We start from the raw sequence: 17,701 nt of genomic DNA, 5'->3' as shown, positions 1-17,701 counted from the left end.
GAAACGCCGTAGCGCCGATGGTAGTGTGGGGTCTCCCCATGCGAGAGTAGGGAACTGCCAGGCATTAAATAAGTGAAAAAGCCCCGCACGAAAGTGCGGGGCTTTTTTACGTCTGCACTTTGCCACGTTAAGCTGAAAACTTGACCTGTAAGCCTGCTCCGGTAGCCTCCAGGTTCCTCCATTTCCTTTTTGAATTACCAGTAGCCTGATAAACACCGGAAACTATAATAATCATTAGATCAAAATATAAAATAAAGACTAGCAGATACAAAGTTTTTGAAATTTATAGCTTAATAAGTTACCAACTTATTAAGCTAATATGATAATAAACCTGCTAACAGGACTAACGCATAGCATTTAGAATGAATGGATTTTATTCTATTTACATTTTTTAGTGCTTGATTGAAACTAATTTCGACATTTAATTAAATGTCTCCGATGGATTTCTATTGAGCATTAACTAATTTAAGGAAGATTAAAATGAAAGAACTAACTGTTGCTGAAACAGAATTAGTATCAGGTGCCGCCTCTACTGGGATCTTAGACAGCATCGGTGGTGCAGTTATCGGAATGTTTGCTGGCGGAATGGGCGTTGCATGGGCGGGCTGGAACATCTCTGCTAATACTAATGGCGTAACCAGTGGAATCCTGGCTCCAGCACAGGGTGTTTTAGGCGGCCTGTTTGGTGGCATTTGGGGCGTTGTTTTTGGTCTGGTAGTCGGTGCAGCGGAAGGTACTGCTGATTCAATGGCACGCGCAGATTCAGTCTGGACAAATATTTTGAACGCTGGCTGATAATGCTCTGATCGTCCGGGGCATCACCTGCCATTTTAAATATCAGGCGTGCTGCCCCTTTTCTCTCTATCCCTGTCTGAAGCTATTTTACTGGTAATCAGTCATCCGATGTTGCAATGGCTGAGAATGCTCAGCGACTCTTATTCCACGAATAACTGTAGCCATCGTCATACAGAGATAAAAAAGCTCTTTTTTTTGCAAAAATAAGGACGTCCCGTTAATTGTTACTATCGGGCTGGATCTTCTGCTACTGGACTTTACATTATGCTGGCTGACGACCATTTCCGTCCGGCATATTGCCGGCAGGATAGTCCCTAAGGTCATCAGGCGTATTCACATTCAGAAATAGCGATTCATCATCATCCAGCAGCACCGCATGTCCACCCTGATCGCGCAGGAACTGCATCAGGCGACGCTCACCAGCCTGCAGGTATTCACCGAGTGGCGTACGGAGATCGCGATGAATAAGCGCCAGAGTAGGATGATCCCGGGTTTGTGAGCGCACCCACACTGCGGGGGCATCGCCTCGTTGTTGCATCAGCCGCTCCACGAAGTTGAGCGGGATAGCGGGGGTGTCGCAGGCGCTGAATACCGCCCATTCCCCTTCAATCTCACGCAACCCACTGTAGATACCGGCCAGCGGACCGGGATAATCCTCAAAGACGTCCTGCACCACGCGGCATCCGCTTAACTGATAGCGATCAATATTACGATTCGCGTTAATCATGACAATGTCGACTTGTGGCCTGAGCCGTTCAAGGACATGCTGATAAAGCGGCCTGCCATCCAGCTGTACTAGCCCTTTGTCCTGACCACCCATACGGCGGCCCTGACCACCGGCCAGAATGATGCCGGTTAATATTGTCATGACTGTGCCCTCGCTGATGACGCACTGTGAAAGGAGAAATCTGAATGAAATGCCATCGTTTAAACGAGTTAATCGAGTTGCTGCAACCCGCCTGGCAAAAAGAGCCTGATCTTAATCTGGTCACATTTTTGCAGAAACTGGCTCAGGAATCTGGTTTCCGTGGCCCGTTAAGTGAATTAACCGATGATGTATTAATTTACCATCTCAAGATGCGTGACTCAGCCAGCGATGATGAGATCCCAGGCCTGAAAAAAGATTATGAAGTTGATTTTAAAACAGCACTGCTCCGCGCACGGGGTGTCATTAAACAGGACGAGTAGTGTTATCCTTGGCTGCTATTTGCAAGGGCAACTACAGGTAACATGATGAGCGACGCTGCTTTTAACTTCCAGACATTGAATCCCGACGTGTTGCTTGATGCGCTCTGGGAAACAGGAATTCGCGTCGAATCGGGTCTGACAGCCCTGAACAGCTACGAGAACAGGGTTTATCAATTCAGCGACGACGAAAAACGCCGCTATGTTGCGAAGTTTTATCGCCCACAGCGCTGGCGTGCCGAACAGATTGCTGAAGAACATCAGTACGCACTTGATCTGCTGGCTGACGAAGTGCCCATCGCGGCGCCACTGCGGTTAAAGGGTGAGACACTGCATAGTCACGCTGGCTTCTTCTTTGCCGTATTCCCCAGCCTGGGCGGACGGCAATATGAGACAGACAACGAAGATCAGATGGAGTGGGTAGGCCGCTTCCTGGGCCGCATTCATCAGACCGGGCGTAAAGCGCTGTTCAGGCATCGGCCTGCCATCGGTCTGGATGAATATCTGCATGAACCCCGGCAGGTGCTGGAGCACTCTCTGTTAGTGCCTGCATCGCTTAAAGTCGCACTGCTACAGGCTATCGATAAGCTGGGAAACACGCTGCAACAACAGTGGCACACCACGTGGCAGCCGCTACGATTACATGGCGACTGCCATCCGGGTAATATCCTGTGGCGTGACGGACCGCTGTTTGTCGATCTGGATGATGCCCGTAATGGCCCGGCCGTGCAGGATCTCTGGATGCTGATCAGCGGCGATCGTCAGGAACAGCGTATTCAATGGGATATACTGCTGGAGGCGTACAGTGAGTTCAGTGATTTTGATATTAATGAATTGTCACTGATTGAACCTTTACGCGCCATGCGCATGGTTTATTATCTGGCCTGGGTTGTCCGACGCTGGCAGGATCCCGCTTTTCCGCGCGCTTTCCCCTGGATGACAGATGAAGATTTCTGGCGCAGGCAAATTTCACTCTTTACCGAGCAGGAGAAGCTGTTGCAGGAACCTCCTCTGCAGCTGACACCGCAATATTAATGACGTAGTCAGGAGAATTTTTCACGATGAAAAAAATTTGGTTTGCACTGATGGGTTTAGTGCTGGCATTCAGCGCATCTGCTGCCCAGTTCACTGAAGGTAAACAATATGTGAGTCTGCCTAAACCTGTGGCCGGCGAACCTCAGGTGATGGAGTTCTTCTCCTTCTTCTGCCCGCACTGCTATCAGTTTGAACGTATTTATCACGTCAATGACGCGGTGAAAAAGAATCTGCCTGCTGACACTAAGATGGTGAAATACCACGTCGATTTTCTCGGTGGAGAGCTGGGGCCGGTCGTGACCCAGGCCTGGGCTGTCGCGATGGCGCTGGGCGTTGAAGATAAAGTGACAGCACCGATCTTCGATGGCATTCAGAAAACGCAGACCATCACCGATCCTGCCAGTCTGAAAGAGACCTTTGTCAAAGCGGCCGGTATCTCTGCGGCGGACTATGATGCAGCCTGGAACAGCTTCGCCGTAAAAGCGCTGGTTGCGCAGCAGCAAAAAGCCGCTGCTGATGTTGATCTGCGTGGTGTGCCTGCTATTTTCGTGAATGGCAAATACATGGTTAACAACGGCGGTCTTGATACCAGCTCTATGGATAATTTCGTCGCAGACTATGCGAACGTGGTTAAATTCCTGGTAAGCCAGAAGTAATCAGCCTCACACCCCCGTTAAACGCCAGCTCTGCTGGCGTTTTTTTTATGCCTTTGAACAACGGGCCAATTTTTGTCCATCTCCAGGGCATAAATTTAATATCCACACAAGGGATCGCGCTATTAAAAATAGCGATCGGGTCACGGAAATTAAATAAACCAATGAAATTTATGGTTTTTATTCAGGTTCCGATTATTTATTTTCCTGAAAAACAGCGCGTTATAATTTTTACGCACAAAGTTATCCACAGAACGATCGTTGCGATCCTGTCCCCAAAAGCGTGAAAAACTCCAGACGTGGCACGCCTTAGTTCACCATTTCTGCCTGGTTGTGGCATCCTTATAGCCCAACTCATAGCAACGAAGACTACACAGACTTATGGCGCAAATAGCAGAAAATCCCCTGATTCTGGTCGATGGCTCATCCTATCTTTATCGCGCGTATCACGCGTTTCCGCCGCTGACCAACAGTGCAGGTGAACCCACTGGCGCCATGTACGGCGTGCTCAACATGCTGAAAAGCCTGCTGGCGCAATACAATCCGAGTCACGTTGCTGTGGTATTCGATGCCAAAGGCAAAACCTTCAGGGACGAGCTGTTTGAGCATTACAAATCTCACCGTCCCCCGATGCCTGACGAGCTCCGTGCACAAATTGAGCCGCTGCATGAGATGGTGCGGGCGATGGGGCTGCCGTTGCTGGCTGTGAGCGGCGTCGAGGCTGATGATGTCATCGGTACGCTGGCGCTGGAAGCGGAGAAAAAGGGTCTCTCAGTACTGATCAGCACCGGCGACAAAGATATGGCGCAGCTGGTCACGCCCGCCATCACGCTGATTAACACTATGAGCAACACCATTCTGGGACCAGAAGAGGTTGAGCAGAAATATGGTGTTCCACCCGCATTGATCATCGATTTCCTTGCCATGATGGGTGATAGCTCCGATAACATTCCTGGCGTGCCAGGCGTCGGTGAGAAAACGGCACAGGCGTTGCTGCAGGGGCTGGGCAGCATGCAGACGATCTATGACAATCTGGACAAAGTGGCCGATCTCGGCTTTCGTGGTGCCAAAACCATGGCGACCAAACTTGAGCAGAATCGTGATGTGGCGTTTCTCTCTTATCAGCTGGCGACCATTAAGACAGACGTTGAGCTGGCGCTGCCCTGTGAAGAGCTCACAGTCACTGAGCCCGATACAGAGGCATTGCAGGCCCTGTTCAGTCGTTACGAGTTCAAACGCTGGCTGAGTGACCTGCAGGACGGTAAATGGCTGCAGGGTAAAAAGAGCACTACGCAGGCGCAAAAAGCGCAGGCCGATGAACCGGCCCCGGTGGCGGAAACCAGCAGCGTGTTACCGACCGAGGGTTATGTCACCATTCTGGATCAGGATCTCTTTGATAGCTGGCTGGAGAAGCTGAAAAACAGCGAGGTCTTTGCGTTTGATCTGGAGACCGACGCGCTGGATACCCTGAGCGCTAACATCGTCGGCATCAGCTTCGCGGTGGCGCCCGGTGAAGCCGCCTATCTGCCGGTTGCCCATGACTATCTTGATGCGCCTGATCAACTGGATCGCGCTACCGTTCTGGCACAGCTCAAGCCCTTGCTGGAAGATGAGAGCGCATGGAAAGTTGGCCAGAACCTGAAATACGATCGCGGCGTGCTGAAAAACTACGACATTGAACTGGCCGGTATCAAATTCGACACCATGCTTGAGTCCTATATCCTCAACAGCGTGGTGGGCAAACATGACATGGATAGCCTGGCCGCTCGCTGGCTTAACCATAAAACCGTGACCTTCCAGGAGATCGCCGGTAAAGGCAAAAATCAGCTGACGTTCAATCAAATCGCGTTAGAGCAGGCATCCCATTACGCTGCAGAAGATGCAGATGTGACCCTGCAGCTGCATCTGAAGATGTGGCCAGAGCTGGAGAAAGAAGCGGGCCCGAAAAAAGTCTTCGAACAGATTGAGATGCCGTTACTGACGGTGATTTCGCGCATAGAGCGCAACGGTGTGCTGATCGATCAGTCTATTCTGGCGCAGCATTCGAAAGAGCTGACGGCCCGACTGGCTGAGCTTGAGTTGAAAGCGCATGAGCTGGCGGGGGAACCCTTCAACCTCTCATCCACCAAGCAGCTTCAGGTGATTCTGTTTGAAAAACAGGGCATCAAGCCCACGAAGAAAACACCAGGCGGCGCGCCTTCAACCAGCGAAGAGGTGTTAGCCGAGCTGGCACTTGATTATCCGTTACCCAAAGTGATTCTGGAGCATCGCGGCTTATCCAAACTTAAGTCTACTTATACGGATAAATTACCGCTGATGATCAATCCGATCAGTGGCAGGGTACATACCTCTTATCATCAGGCCGTCACCGCAACCGGACGTTTATCCTCTGCCGATCCGAATCTGCAAAACATTCCGGTGCGTAATGATGAAGGACGCCGAATCCGTCAGGCATTTGTAGCGGCCAAAGGCCATCGCATTGTGGCGGCAGACTATTCACAAATCGAACTGCGTATCATGGCGCATCTCTCTCAGGACAAAGGATTACTGGACGCTTTTGCCCAGGGCGAAGATATTCACCGCGCGACGGCATCCGAAGTGTTTGGCGTGGCGCTGGATAAGGTCAGCGGCGAACAGCGTCGCAGCGCCAAAGCGATCAACTTTGGTCTGATTTATGGCATGAGCGCCTTTGGTCTGTCGCGTCAGCTGAATATCGGTGCGGGTGAAGCGAAAAAGTATATGGATCTCTACTTTGAACGCTATCCGGGCGTCCTGCGCTATATGGAGAACACACGCCAGCTGGCGGCGAGTAAAGGCTATGTCGAAACGCTGGAAGGCCGTCGGCTGTGGCTGCCCGATATTAAATCCGGTAACGCCATTCGCCGGAAAGCCGCTGAACGTGCCGCGATCAATGCGCCGATGCAGGGAACGGCAGCGGATATCATTAAGCGGGCAATGATTGCCGTGGATAACTGGCTGGAACAGCAAAACGACAATGCCGTCAGAATGATCATGCAGGTTCACGATGAACTGGTGTTCGAAGTCAAAGCCGAGGCGGTTGAAGAGGCGAGCCAGAAAATCCGTGCGCTGATGGAAGGTAGCGTGCAGCTCGACGTACCTTTACTGGTTGAGGTCGGTGTGGGTGACAACTGGGATGAAGCCCACTGATTCGATGCGTGTGGTCGGTTCTGAAGAACAGAACCGGCCCTGAATCAGGTATAAGAAAATCGTTTAGTTGACCGGTTTAGCGTGGTCAACGCTGGCACTGAGAGAAAACGCTTTTCTAACTGCTTATGGTCTAAACATTTTTTTCGTCATTAAACTACATCGCAACGCTATTTTTGTGACGTGCATGGTAAAAAAAGTCCTGTTTCATGTAAGTAAGCAACAAAAAAGCCTTTGTCACGCACAGAAAATCAGGTAAAGTTCGTCGCGTAGGGTACAGAGGTAAGATGTTCTATCTTTCAGACCTTTTACTTCACGTAATCGGATTTGGCTGAATTTAGCCGCCCCAGTCATTCTGTGACTGGGGCGTTTTTTATTGGGCTTTTTGTACCGTCAGCATCACCGGCACAAGGTTGCCACTCACTCTTCCGCGTCCTGATCTTCAACCGCAGGTTCAAGCGTATTAAACCAGCTGTCCAGCTTCTGACGAACCTTATCCACGCCGATTTTCTTCAGCGATGAGAAGAGCTCTACCTGCACATCACCAACAAATTCGAGTGCGGCTTCACGCACGACATTGAGCTGCGCTTTACGGGCACCTGAGGCCAGTTTGTCTGCTTTAGTGAGAAGCAACAGCACCGGAATGCCACTTTCCACTGACCACTGAATCATCTGCCGGTCGAGATCTTTCAGCGGATGACGGATATCCATCAGGATAACCAGTCCTTTCAGCGCCTGACGTTTTTGCAGGTATTCACCTAACGCGCGCTGCCACTTCAGCTTCATCTCTTCCGGGACTTCGGCATAACCGTAACCGGGCAGGTCGACCAGACGCTTACCTTCTTTCACTTCAAACAGGTTAATCAGCTGCGTACGTCCCGGCGTTTTACTGGTACGCGCCAGACCCTTCTGATTGGTTAACGTATTCAGCGCACTCGATTTTCCCGCGTTCGAGCGGCCAGCGAAAGCCACCTCAATTCCGGTATCGGCAGGCAGATGGCGGATATCCGGCGCGCTCATGACAAAGTGGGTAACGTGGTAATTCAATTCAGACAAGGTGACACTCCAGAAAACGCATTAAGGCAATGCGGGCGATTATACGCGTTATGACGCGAAAGTGCTCAATCGCATCTCGGTAACAAACTTTGTAAGAGATTTGCCATTCACGGTGCGGGTTATTTCGCTTTTTACTTTAATTACTAAAAATAAAAAAATATGTAATTCAACCCTTTATCTTAAAACGTTCTTTTTTTGAACTAACTATTTTTGACACTGACTTGAGGCTTTTACCAGTTGGTCTACATTAGTGTGCAGTGCACGGCAGCACACATCAGGATGATGCGCTCAGGGATACCAGGAGGGTTATGAGCGATGGAATGGAACAGGGTCAGGGATGCGGCCAGACAGGGATAAGGAATAGCTCAGGAGTTGAGCAGGCGCGGGATTAACCGGGATGTTACGAGCCGAAAAGGATTTAAAACATGATTCCTTCTTATGAAGGTATGAAATAAGGCGACAGCTTGAGCTGTCGCCTTTTTTCTTTGTCTACTTTCTGCTAGATTTCGCCGCAATTCTATACTGAATAAAAAAAGCCGGGACCGAATACTATGAAGCAACCTGCACGAGCTGCTAACGGCAAACCTGCCGTCAAAGCCAAACGCAAATCGCGTGACGATATCAACCATGAAGCACGCGATCGCAAACGTGATAAAAAGCATCGCGGACATGCATCTGGCAGCCGTGCTAATCCGGCTGCGTCCGAAAACAATGGCGGACGTCAGGCGGACAGCGTCAAAGATCCGCGCATCGGGAGTAAAAAACCGGTGGCCCTGATCGCTGAAGGAAAAACCGCTGCCGTTAAACCAAAGAAAAGCGCAGAAAAACCGGCAGCAGAGAAGAAAGTGCGTCTGACACCAGAAGAAGAGCTGGCGAAGCTGGAAAATGACGAACGTCTGGATGCGCTGCTGGATCGGCTGGAAAATGGCGAAACGCTGTCGGCTGAAGATCAGGGCTGGCTGGATGCCTCGCTGGATCGTATCGACGAACTGATGGAGCAGTTAGGCATTGTGATGGATGATGCCGAAGATGAGCAGGCTGAAGAAGATATGTACCGTCTGCTGAAAGGCAACTAAGCAAATTTGATCGGCATGCGTTACCCGCATGCCGCGCTTAGCAGGTAAACGACAATGTTTTGGCCTGGATCAATTTTCGCGCTGCTGGCGACATGTTATCTGCTGTGGTTATTGTTTAAACTACGACGCCTGTCGCGTCTGAAGCAACGTTTACGTCGGGTCTCATCCCGCTCACCTTTTATCTCCTCTTCTTCGCGACCTTCTCTCAGACGACGTCACCGGAAGGAGTGAGCATGCCATCGCAGCAGATTGAGTGGGATCAGGCGTTAATTGAAAAGTACAATTATGCCGGCCCGCGTTACACCTCCTATCCCACTGCGCTGGAGTTCAGCGAGCAGTACGCGGAAAACGACTTCCAGCGTGCCGTGGCGCGTTACCCTGATCGTCCGCTGTCGCTCTATGTCCATATTCCCTTCTGCCATCGTCTCTGCTACTTCTGCGGCTGCAATAAGATAGTGACGCGTCAGCGCCACAAAGCGGATCGCTATCTGGATGTGCTTGAGCAGGAGATTATTCAGCGCGCGCCGCTGTTTCGTCAGCGTCAGGTCACGCAGCTTCACTGGGGCGGCGGCACGCCAACCTTCCTCGACAATGCGCAGATTTCCCGGCTGGTGGGTTTACTGAAGCAGCATTTCAGCGTGGCCGATGATGCCGAAATGTCGATCGAAGTGGATCCTCGGGAAATTGCGCTGGATGTGATTGATCACCTGCGATCGCTGGGATTTAATCGTCTGAGCATGGGGGTGCAGGACTTCAACAAATCGGTGCAGGAGCGGGTTAACCGGGTACAGGATGAAGAGGTGATTTTCGGGCTGATGGCGCGTGCCCGTGAACAGGGGTTCAGCTCGACCAGCATTGACCTGATCTATGGTTTACCCCTGCAGACGCCCGCCAGCTTCGCCTGGACGCTGGAGCGGGTACTGGCGCTGAGCCCGGATCGTCTTAGCGTCTTTAACTATGCGCATCTGCCGGCGATGTTCGCGGCACAGCGTAAAATCAAAGAGGGTGAACTGCCATCGGCTCAGCAAAAGCTGGATATTTTACAGCAGACCATCGCAACCCTGACTCAGCAGGGCTACCAGTTCATTGGAATGGATCACTTTGCGAAGCCGCAGGATGAACTGGCTATCGCGCAGCGCAAAGGGCAGCTGCATCGCAATTTCCAGGGATACACGACGCAGGGCGACAGCGATTTGCTGGGGCTTGGCGTCTCTGCCATCAGCATGATTGGTGACAGTTATGCGCAGAACCAGAAAGACCTTAATACCTGGTACAATTGTGTGGAACAGCAGGGAAATGGCCTGTGGCGTGGCATCGCCTTAACCGACGATGATTGCCTGCGTCGTGACGTGATAAAAACGCTGATTTGCAACTTCTCGCTGAATTTTGCCGCGACAGAAGCGCAATGGGGAATTCGCTTCAGCGACTATTTTGCTGAGGACCTGGCGCTGCTGAAGCCGTTGATAGCCGATGGGCTGGTGGAACAAACCGCTACGGGGCTGGAGGTGACGGGAATTGGCCGGTTACTGATCCGCAATATTTGCATGTGCTTTGATCGCTATCTGCGTCAGAAAGCGCGTCAGCAGCAGTTCTCCCGCGTTATCTGAAGAAACGGGCTGGCAGACTACACCAGCCCGTACTGAACCGCTTATTCCATGCCCAGCTCTTTGAGCTTGCGCGTCAGCGTGTTTCGTCCCCAGCCCAGCAAACGTGCCGCTTCCTGTTTGTGGCCCTGCGTATGACGCAGCGCAGTGGTGAGCAGCGTGCGCTCCATCTCCGGCTGGGCTTCTGACAGCAGATTCTGATGACCGGAACGCAGAGCGCGATCGGCCCACTGTGCCAGCAGCGTTGCCCAGCTGTCAGGCAGCGACTGCACCGGATTCTCCGGCGTACTGGATTCAAACAGTTCTCCGGGCAGGTCCTGAATCAGGACTTCCTGACCCGCAGCCATCACGGTCAGCCAGCGACAGGTGTTCTCCAGCTGACGCACGTTACCTGACCAGTGCAGTCGGGTTAACGCTGTCTCGGTTTCCGGATGCAGAATCTTCGCTTCCACACCCAGCTCACGCGCCGCCACCTGCAGGAAATAACGCGCCAGACGCGGGATATCCTCACGACGCTCACGCAGCGGTGGCAGATGCACACGAATCACGTTCAGGCGGTGAAACAGATCCTCACGGAACTTGCCTTCCTGTACGCGTAATTCCAGATTCTGGTGGGTCGCCGCGATAATACGCACATCCACTTTGACCGGCGCATAGCCACCAACGCGATAGAACTGGCCATCGGCCAGCACGCGCAGCAGACGGGTCTGCACATCCAGCGGCATATCACCGATCTCATCCAGAAACAGCGTGCCGCCATCCGCCTGCTCAAAACGGCCCTGACGGATCTGGTTCGCCCCGGTAAAGGCGCCTTTTTCGTGACCAAACAGTTCTGATTCAATTAAATCTTTGGGGATCGCCGCCATGTTGAGCGCGATAAAGGGCGCTTTGGTGCGCGGGCTGTGGCGATGCAGCGCATGGGCCACCAGCTCTTTACCGGTACCGGACTCGCCGTTGATCAGCACACTGATCGACGAGCGCGATAATCGTCCGATGATGCGGAACACATCCTGCATCGCGGGCGCTTCACCGATGATATCGGTGGTGGGTCCGCTGACCGGCTGATTACGTGGCTGCTGCTGCTCCTGATAGTGGCTGATAGCACGCTCGACCAGCGCAACCGCTTCATCGATATCGAACGGCTTAGGCAGGTAATCAAAGGCACCCTGCTGATAGGCGCTGACGGCAGCGTCCAGATCTGAATGCGCCGTCATTATGATGACCGGAAGCATCGGATGACGCTGTTTAATCTGTTTCAGCAGCGCCAGGCCATCCATACCGGGCATGCGAATGTCTGACAGTAAAACGTCCGGGGTCTTGGTTGAGAGGGCATCCAGCACCTCGCTTGCGCTGTCAAAAGTCGCACAGCTCAAACCGGCTCCAGTGAGCGCGCGTTCAAGCACCCAGCGGATGGAGCTATCGTCATCGACGATCCAGACTATCCCTCGTTGCATAGAAACCTCACTGGCGAATAGGCAGGTAAACCGAGAATTCGGTGTGTCCCGGCCAACTGTTAAATTCTATTTTTCCTGAATGTTGATCAATCAGGCTACGGGCGATGGAGAGGCCTAAACCGGTACCGCCTTCGCGTCCGCTGACCATCGGATAAAACAGCGTATCCTGCAGCTGGGCCGGAATGCCGGGGCCATCATCTTCAATATCAATACGTGCCACCAGGCGATAACGCGTGCCGTGCAGCGTCAGCTGGAAAGCCGTGCGGGTGCGGATAATAATGGTGCCGCCATCGTCGCCCAGCGCCTGAAGCGCATTGCGCACCACGTTAAGCAGCACCTGTTCAATCTGATCGGGATCGTGCGGCAGTTCCGGCAGGCTGGGATCATAATCCCGTACCAGCGAGACATTCTCCGGCAGCTCCATCGACACCAGATTGACCACCCGTTCGGCCACCTGATGAATGCTCTGCGTGATGTGCATGCCCGGCTGCTGCGGCCCCAGCAGACGATCAACCAGATTCCGCAAACGGTCGGCCTGTTCAATAATCACTTTGGTATATTCATTCAGCGAGGGATCGGGCAGGGCGCGGGATAAAAGCTGTGCCGCGCCGCGCAATCCTCCCAGCGGATTTTTAATCTCATGGGCCAGGCCGCGAACCAGATCGCGAGCGGCCACCTGCTGGGCGTGCTGTAACTGCTCCTGACTGAGACGACGCTGATTATCCATCGGCGCCATTTCCATCAGGATTAAGCCATCGGGTAACCGCTGGGCGGTCAGCGACATAATGTGCGCGCGACCATCTACCACCAGCGTGACCTCACTGTCAGTAAATCCCTGGCCAGCCTCAAGACTCTCGCGCATCACCTCGATATTCAGCGAAAAGTAGCCGGTTAATTCCGGTAACGGCGTGCCGAACAATTTGCGTGAGCTTTGCGCCAGTAATTGCTGCGCCGCCGGGTTGGCGTAATGAATAACCAGATCGTTATCCACCAACAAAATACTGTTGATTAACGCGTTGAGAATCTGCCCTGCATCGGGCAGAGAGCCAGTTGCCATACAACGTTCCTCTGCACTAAAGAGGTGCATTTTAGTCTTTAAGCCGAAAAGAGGGCGAATGAACGGTGAATTCGCGGAGAAAAAAGCCCATCCGAAGATGGGCTAAAAGTTTCCACGGCAACAAAAAACGTCTGACCAGTTAAACGCTGTAGTAGAGCTCGAACTCAACCGGGTGTGGCGTCATGCGAACGCGATCCATCTCTGCTTTACGCAGTTCGATGTAAGCATCGATCGATTCGTCAGTGAATACACCGCCGCGGGTCAGGAACTCGCGGTCTTCGTTCAGTGCATTCAGCGCTTCTTCCAGAGAGCCTGCAACTTTTGGAATCTCAGCTTCTTCTTCCGGTGGCAGGTCATACAGGTTCTTGTCCATCGCATCGCCAGGATGGATTTTGTTGATGATGCCATCCAGGCCAGCCATCAGCAGTGCGGTGAACGCCAGGTATGGGTTAGCCGCTGGATCCGGGAAGCGCGCTTCGATACGACGCGCTTTCGGGCTGGCAACAACCGGGATACGGATTGAGGCTGAACGGTTACGGGCAGAGTAAGCCAGCATAACCGGTGCTTCGTAACCCGGGACCAGACGCTTGTAAGAGTTGGTGGTCGGGTTCGCCAGGGCGTTGATCGCTTTAGCGTGCTTGATGATACCGCCGATGTAGAACAGCGCCATTTCAGACAGGCCGCCGTACTTATCGCCGGCAAACAGGTTCTGGCCACCTTTGGAGAGTGACATATGGCAGTGCATGCCTGAACCGTTGTCGCCAAACATAGGCTTCGGCATAAAGGTCGCGGTTTTGCCGTAAGCGTGCGCAACGTTGTGAACCACATATTTGTAAATCTGAATTTCGTCCGCTTTTTTGGTCATGGTATTGAAGCGGGTTGCCACTTCGTTCTGACCCGCGGTCGCCACTTCGTGGTGATGCGCTTCAACAACCAGGCCCATCTGCTCCATGGTCAGACACATGGCAGAACGGATGTCCTGTGATGAGTCAACCGGTGGAACCGGGAAGTAGCCGCCTTTCAGACCTGGACGGTGACCTTTGTTACCGCCTTCGTACTCTTTACCGGTGTTCCATGCCGCTTCGATATCGTCGATAGCAACGTGTGAACCGGACGTCGATGAGCCGAAACGGATGTCATCGAACAGGAAGAATTCTGGTTCTGGTCCAAACAGTACGGTATCAGCGATGCCGGAAGAGCGCAGGAAATCTTCAGCGCGCTTAGCGATAGAGCGTGGATCGCGGTCGTAGCCCTGCATGGTGCCTGGCTCGAGGATGTCACAACGGATGATCAGCGTAGAATCTTCGAAGAAAGGATCCATGACCGCCGTGGTGGCGTCAGGCATCAGCACCATGTCTGATTCGTTAATGCCTTTCCAGCCGCCGATAGACGAACCATCGAACATTTTGCCTTCTTCGAAGAAGTCAGCGTTAACCTGGTGAGCAGGGATCGTAACGTGCTGTTCTTTACCTTTGGTATCGGTAAAACGCAGGTCAACAAACTTAACTTCATGCTCGTTCATCATCGAGAGAACGTGTTCAGCGGACATACTCAACTCTCCTGGAAATGGTCTTTCATTATCTACATGGCGAGGAAACGTCGTTTCCGGAATACGTTGCGGGAAAACAACTCCCTGACCAACCTCTTCCGGCACGCTCTTCAACCGACATCTGTCTGGCGTTTACGCTTGATTTAGATAAAGCGAATTCTGTGCCAACTTTTTTGATGATGCTTAAATCGCCTTGTGGTGCACCTTTTTGTCATAAAGCGGCTGCACCACGATCGTTTTATTGCACCACTGTGGTGCTTAATGGTCATCTGGTGGCACTATTTTGGTGCATCAGACCAACTTAGTGCATTTTCTGCACCGGTAACAGGGCAAATTGGCCTCCATGCAATAAACTTTCAGTGAAAAGTGTGATCGTGTTCAGTCTTCCGCTTAATCAGTGTACAATAACGCGCTATTTCTAATGCCTGAGGCAAAGCTGTGATCGAAAATTTGCGTAACATCGCCATCATCGCGCACGTTGACCATGGAAAGACCACCCTGGTTGACAAACTGCTGCAACAATCCGGTACTTTTGATGCCCGTACCGAAGCAACAGAGCGCGTGATGGACTCCAATGATTTGGAGAAAGAGCGTGGGATTACCATCCTCGCAAAAAACACCGCCATTAAGTGGAATGACTACCGTATCAACATCGTTGATACCCCGGGACACGCCGACTTCGGTGGTGAAGTTGAGCGCGTCATGTCCATGGTGGACTCGGTGCTGCTGGTTGTAGATGCGATGGATGGCCCTATGCCGCAAACCCGCTTCGTGACCAAAAAAGCGTTCGCGCATGGTCTGAAGCCGATTGTGGTTATCAACAAAGTAGACCGCCCTGGTGCGCGTCCGGATTGGGTTGTTGATCAGGTCTTTGACCTGTTCGTTAACCTGGATGCTACTGATGAGCAGCTCGACTTCCCTATCATTTTCGCCTCTGCGCTGAATGGTATTGCTGGTCTTGAGCACACCGACATGGCTGACGATATGACCCCGCTGTATCAGGCGATCGTCGACCACGTTGCACCTCCGCAGGTTGAGGCTGACGCCCCACTGCAGATGCAAATCTCTCAGCTGGACTACAACAACTACCTGGGCGTGATCGGCATCGGCCGTATCAAGCGCGGTAAAGTTAAGCCTAACCAGCAAGTCACTATCATCGATAGCGAAGGCAAAACCCGTAACGGTAAAGTCGGTAAAGTCCTGACTCACCTGGGTCTTGAGCGTATCGACAGCGACCTGGCAGAAGCGGGCGATATCATTGCTATCACCGGTCTGGGCGAGCTGAACATCTCTGACACCATCTGTGATCCACAGAACGTGCAGGCGCTGCCAGCACTGAGTGTCGATGAGCCAACAGTTACCATGTTCTTTAACGTCAACACCTCACCGTTCTGCGGTAAAGAAGGTAAGTACGTGACTTCACGTCAGATCCTTGAGCGTCTGAACAAAGAACTGGTTCACAACGTGGCACTGCGCGTTGAAGAAACCGAAGATGCTGACGCGTTCCGCGTATCAGGTCGTGGTGAGCTTCACCTGTCAGTTCTGATCGAAAACATGCGTCGTGAAGGTTTCGAACTGGCGGTATCCCGTCCGAAAGTTATCTTCCGCGAAATCGATGGCCGTAAACAGGAGCCATTCGAGAACGTTACGCTGGATATCGAAGAGAACAACCAGGGTTCAGTCATGCAAGCCATGGGTGAGCGTAAGGGCGATCTGAAAAACATGGATCCGGATGGCAAAGGCCGCGTACGTCTCGACTACGTGATCCCAAGCCGTGGCCTGATCGGCTTCCGTAACGAATTCATGACCATGACTTCCGGTACCGGTCTGCTCTACTCTACCTTCAGCCACTACGATGACATTCGTGCGGGCGAAGTGGGCCAGCGTCAGAACGGCGTACTGATCTCCAACGGTCAGGGTAAAGCAGTTGCGTTTGCACTGTTCAGCCTGCAGGACCGCGGTAAGCTGTTCCTGGGTCACGGTGCAGAAGTCTATGAAGGCCAGATCATCGGTATTCACAGCCGTTCTAACGACCTGACAGTTAACTGCCTGACCGGTAAGAAACTGACCAACATGCGTGCTTCAGGTACTGATGAAGCCACGACGCTGGTTCCGCCAATCAAGATGACCCTTGAGCAGGCGATCGAGTTCATCGATGATGACGAACTGGTAGAAGTTACACCACAGTCAGTGCGTATCCGTAAACGTCACCTGACTGAAAATGACCGTAAACGTGCATCACGTGGTCCTAAAGACGCATAATTGCGCCTTTAACTGATAAAGAGCCCCGCCTGCGGGGCTTTTTTTTTGCCTGAAATTCCTGCCTCTTCAGCCGGGCCAGCGATTATTTGTGGGATATGTCGCGCTTTTTACCTGCCCGCTGCCGTTTACGCTTTTCTCTCCGCGAGTGCCTGTTCAGCCTGCCCTTTTGCCGCTAGAGTGAATACTCCAGGGAACAGAAGGAGACACACCATGCTGTATATCTTTGATTTGGGCAATGTGATTATCGATATCGACTTTAACCGCGTGCTGGGTGTCTGGAGTGACCTTAGTCGTGTGCCGCTGGCCTCGCTGCAAAGCCATTTCCAGATGGATGAGGCGTTTGAACAACACGAACGTGGCGAGATCAGCGATGAAGATTTCGCGCTGGCGCTATGTGAAAAGCTGGAAATCGCGCTGAGCTATGAACAGTTTGCCGCTGGCTGGCAGGCGGTATTCGTTGACGTGCGTCCGGAAATCCTGGCGCTGATGAACCGGCTGCGGCTGGAGGGCCATCGGGTGGTGATCCTCTCTAACACCAACAAACTGCATTGCGAATTCTGGCCAACACAGTATCCGGACGTGCAGCAGGCAGCCGACAAGCTCTATCTCTCCCAGGAGCTGGGCATGCGTAAACCGGAAGCCCGGATTTATCAGCATGTGCTGGACGCAGAAGGTGTGGCTGCCGATCAGGCGGTATTTTTTGACGATAATCCACAGAATATTGAGGCGGCCCGCGCCCTGGGTATTGAAAGTGTACTGGTTACTGACAGTAAAACGGTACCCAACTGGTTTGCAGGTCAACAGTAATTC

General features: G+C 52.4%; 14 protein-coding genes. 9 read left to right on the top strand and 5 right to left on the bottom strand.

Annotation, left to right across the window (positions count from 1 at the left end; all coding sequences use genetic code 11):
* The first annotated feature begins 480 nt into the window (after positions 1–480).
* On the top strand, positions 481–795 hold the full coding sequence (locus HFD87_RS20430; RefSeq protein WP_010672113.1) for a hypothetical protein: 315 nt from the start codon (positions 481–483) through the stop codon (positions 793–795).
* 262 nt (positions 796–1,057) lie between these two features.
* On the opposite strand, the gene mobA is transcribed toward HFD87_RS20430, so the two are convergent.
* Positions 1,058–1,663: a molybdenum cofactor guanylyltransferase MobA gene (mobA, locus tag HFD87_RS20425; RefSeq protein ID WP_163850195.1), complete on the bottom strand. Its 606-nt coding sequence runs from the start codon at positions 1,661–1,663 to the stop codon at positions 1,058–1,060.
* A 44-nt stretch (positions 1,664–1,707) separates the two neighbouring features.
* Between mobA and HFD87_RS20420 the strand changes: the two genes are divergently transcribed.
* The 4 genes from HFD87_RS20420 to polA all read left to right on the top strand — a co-directional run bounded on the left by HFD87_RS20420 (position 1,708) and on the right by polA (position 6,836).
* On the top strand, positions 1,708–1,983 hold the full coding sequence (locus HFD87_RS20420) for a YihD family protein (protein WP_033759287.1): 276 nt from the start codon (positions 1,708–1,710) through the stop codon (positions 1,981–1,983).
* A 45-nt stretch (positions 1,984–2,028) separates the two neighbouring features.
* Positions 2,029–3,015: a serine/threonine protein kinase gene (locus HFD87_RS20415; protein ID WP_010258460.1), complete on the top strand. Its 987-nt coding sequence runs from the start codon at positions 2,029–2,031 to the stop codon at positions 3,013–3,015.
* 26 nt (positions 3,016–3,041) lie between these two features.
* Positions 3,042–3,671 (top strand): thiol:disulfide interchange protein DsbA, encoded by a 630-nt coding sequence (gene dsbA / locus HFD87_RS20410; protein WP_010672112.1) that lies wholly within the window; start codon positions 3,042–3,044, stop codon positions 3,669–3,671.
* 378 nt (positions 3,672–4,049) lie between these two features.
* A complete protein-coding gene (gene polA / locus HFD87_RS20405; protein WP_033766527.1) occupies positions 4,050–6,836 on the top strand; it encodes a DNA polymerase I in 2,787 nt (928 codons plus the stop codon).
* A 417-nt stretch (positions 6,837–7,253) separates the two neighbouring features.
* Here the strand turns inward: polA and yihA are convergent, their stop codons facing one another.
* On the bottom strand, positions 7,254–7,889 hold the full coding sequence (gene yihA, locus HFD87_RS20400; RefSeq protein ID WP_010258448.1) for a ribosome biogenesis GTP-binding protein YihA/YsxC: 636 nt from the start codon (positions 7,887–7,889) through the stop codon (positions 7,254–7,256).
* A gap of 551 nt (positions 7,890–8,440) precedes the next feature.
* Between yihA and yihI the strand changes: the two genes are divergently transcribed.
* Together yihI and hemN are read left to right on the top strand one after the other, a co-directional pair.
* Positions 8,441–8,965 (top strand): Der GTPase-activating protein YihI, encoded by a 525-nt coding sequence (yihI, locus tag HFD87_RS20395; RefSeq protein WP_010258445.1) that lies wholly within the window; start codon positions 8,441–8,443, stop codon positions 8,963–8,965.
* A gap of 233 nt (positions 8,966–9,198) precedes the next feature.
* A complete protein-coding gene (gene hemN, locus HFD87_RS20390; protein WP_052271766.1) occupies positions 9,199–10,572 on the top strand; it encodes an oxygen-independent coproporphyrinogen III oxidase in 1,374 nt (457 codons plus the stop codon).
* A 41-nt stretch (positions 10,573–10,613) separates the two neighbouring features.
* On the opposite strand, the gene glnG is transcribed toward hemN, so the two are convergent.
* The 3 genes from glnG to glnA form a co-directional block, all read right to left on the bottom strand.
* Complete coding sequence (gene glnG, locus HFD87_RS20385) at positions 10,614–12,023, bottom strand: nitrogen regulation protein NR(I) (RefSeq protein WP_010258440.1); 1,410 nt, start codon at positions 12,021–12,023, stop codon at positions 10,614–10,616.
* Positions 12,024–12,030: 7 nt separating this feature from the next.
* Complete coding sequence (gene glnL, locus HFD87_RS20380) at positions 12,031–13,080, bottom strand: nitrogen regulation protein NR(II) (protein ID WP_008926971.1); 1,050 nt, start codon at positions 13,078–13,080, stop codon at positions 12,031–12,033.
* A gap of 139 nt (positions 13,081–13,219) precedes the next feature.
* Complete coding sequence (glnA, locus tag HFD87_RS20375; RefSeq protein WP_010258434.1) at positions 13,220–14,629, bottom strand: glutamate--ammonia ligase; 1,410 nt, start codon at positions 14,627–14,629, stop codon at positions 13,220–13,222.
* Positions 14,630–15,067: 438 nt separating this feature from the next.
* Here glnA and typA point away from each other — a divergent pair, with 438 nt between their 5' ends.
* Together typA and yihX are read left to right on the top strand one after the other, a co-directional pair.
* Positions 15,068–16,891 carry a ribosome-dependent GTPase TypA gene (gene typA, locus HFD87_RS20370; RefSeq protein ID WP_010258429.1) on the top strand — a complete coding sequence of 608 codons (1,824 nt, stop codon included), beginning with the start codon at positions 15,068–15,070 and terminating at the stop codon, positions 16,889–16,891.
* A 210-nt stretch (positions 16,892–17,101) separates the two neighbouring features.
* Entirely contained in the window at positions 17,102–17,698 is a 597-nt protein-coding gene (gene yihX, locus HFD87_RS20365; protein ID WP_010258428.1) for a glucose-1-phosphatase, read from the top strand.
* The last annotated feature ends 3 nt before the right edge of the window (positions 17,699–17,701 follow it).

Origin of the sequence: Pantoea sp. EKM21T (assembly GCF_011800405.1) — a bacterium.
GTDB lineage: Bacteria > Pseudomonadota > Gammaproteobacteria > Enterobacterales > Enterobacteriaceae > Pantoea > Pantoea agglomerans.
The sequence above is the reverse complement of the archived record's forward strand: the minus strand, read 5'-3'. Positions and strand labels throughout refer to the sequence as shown.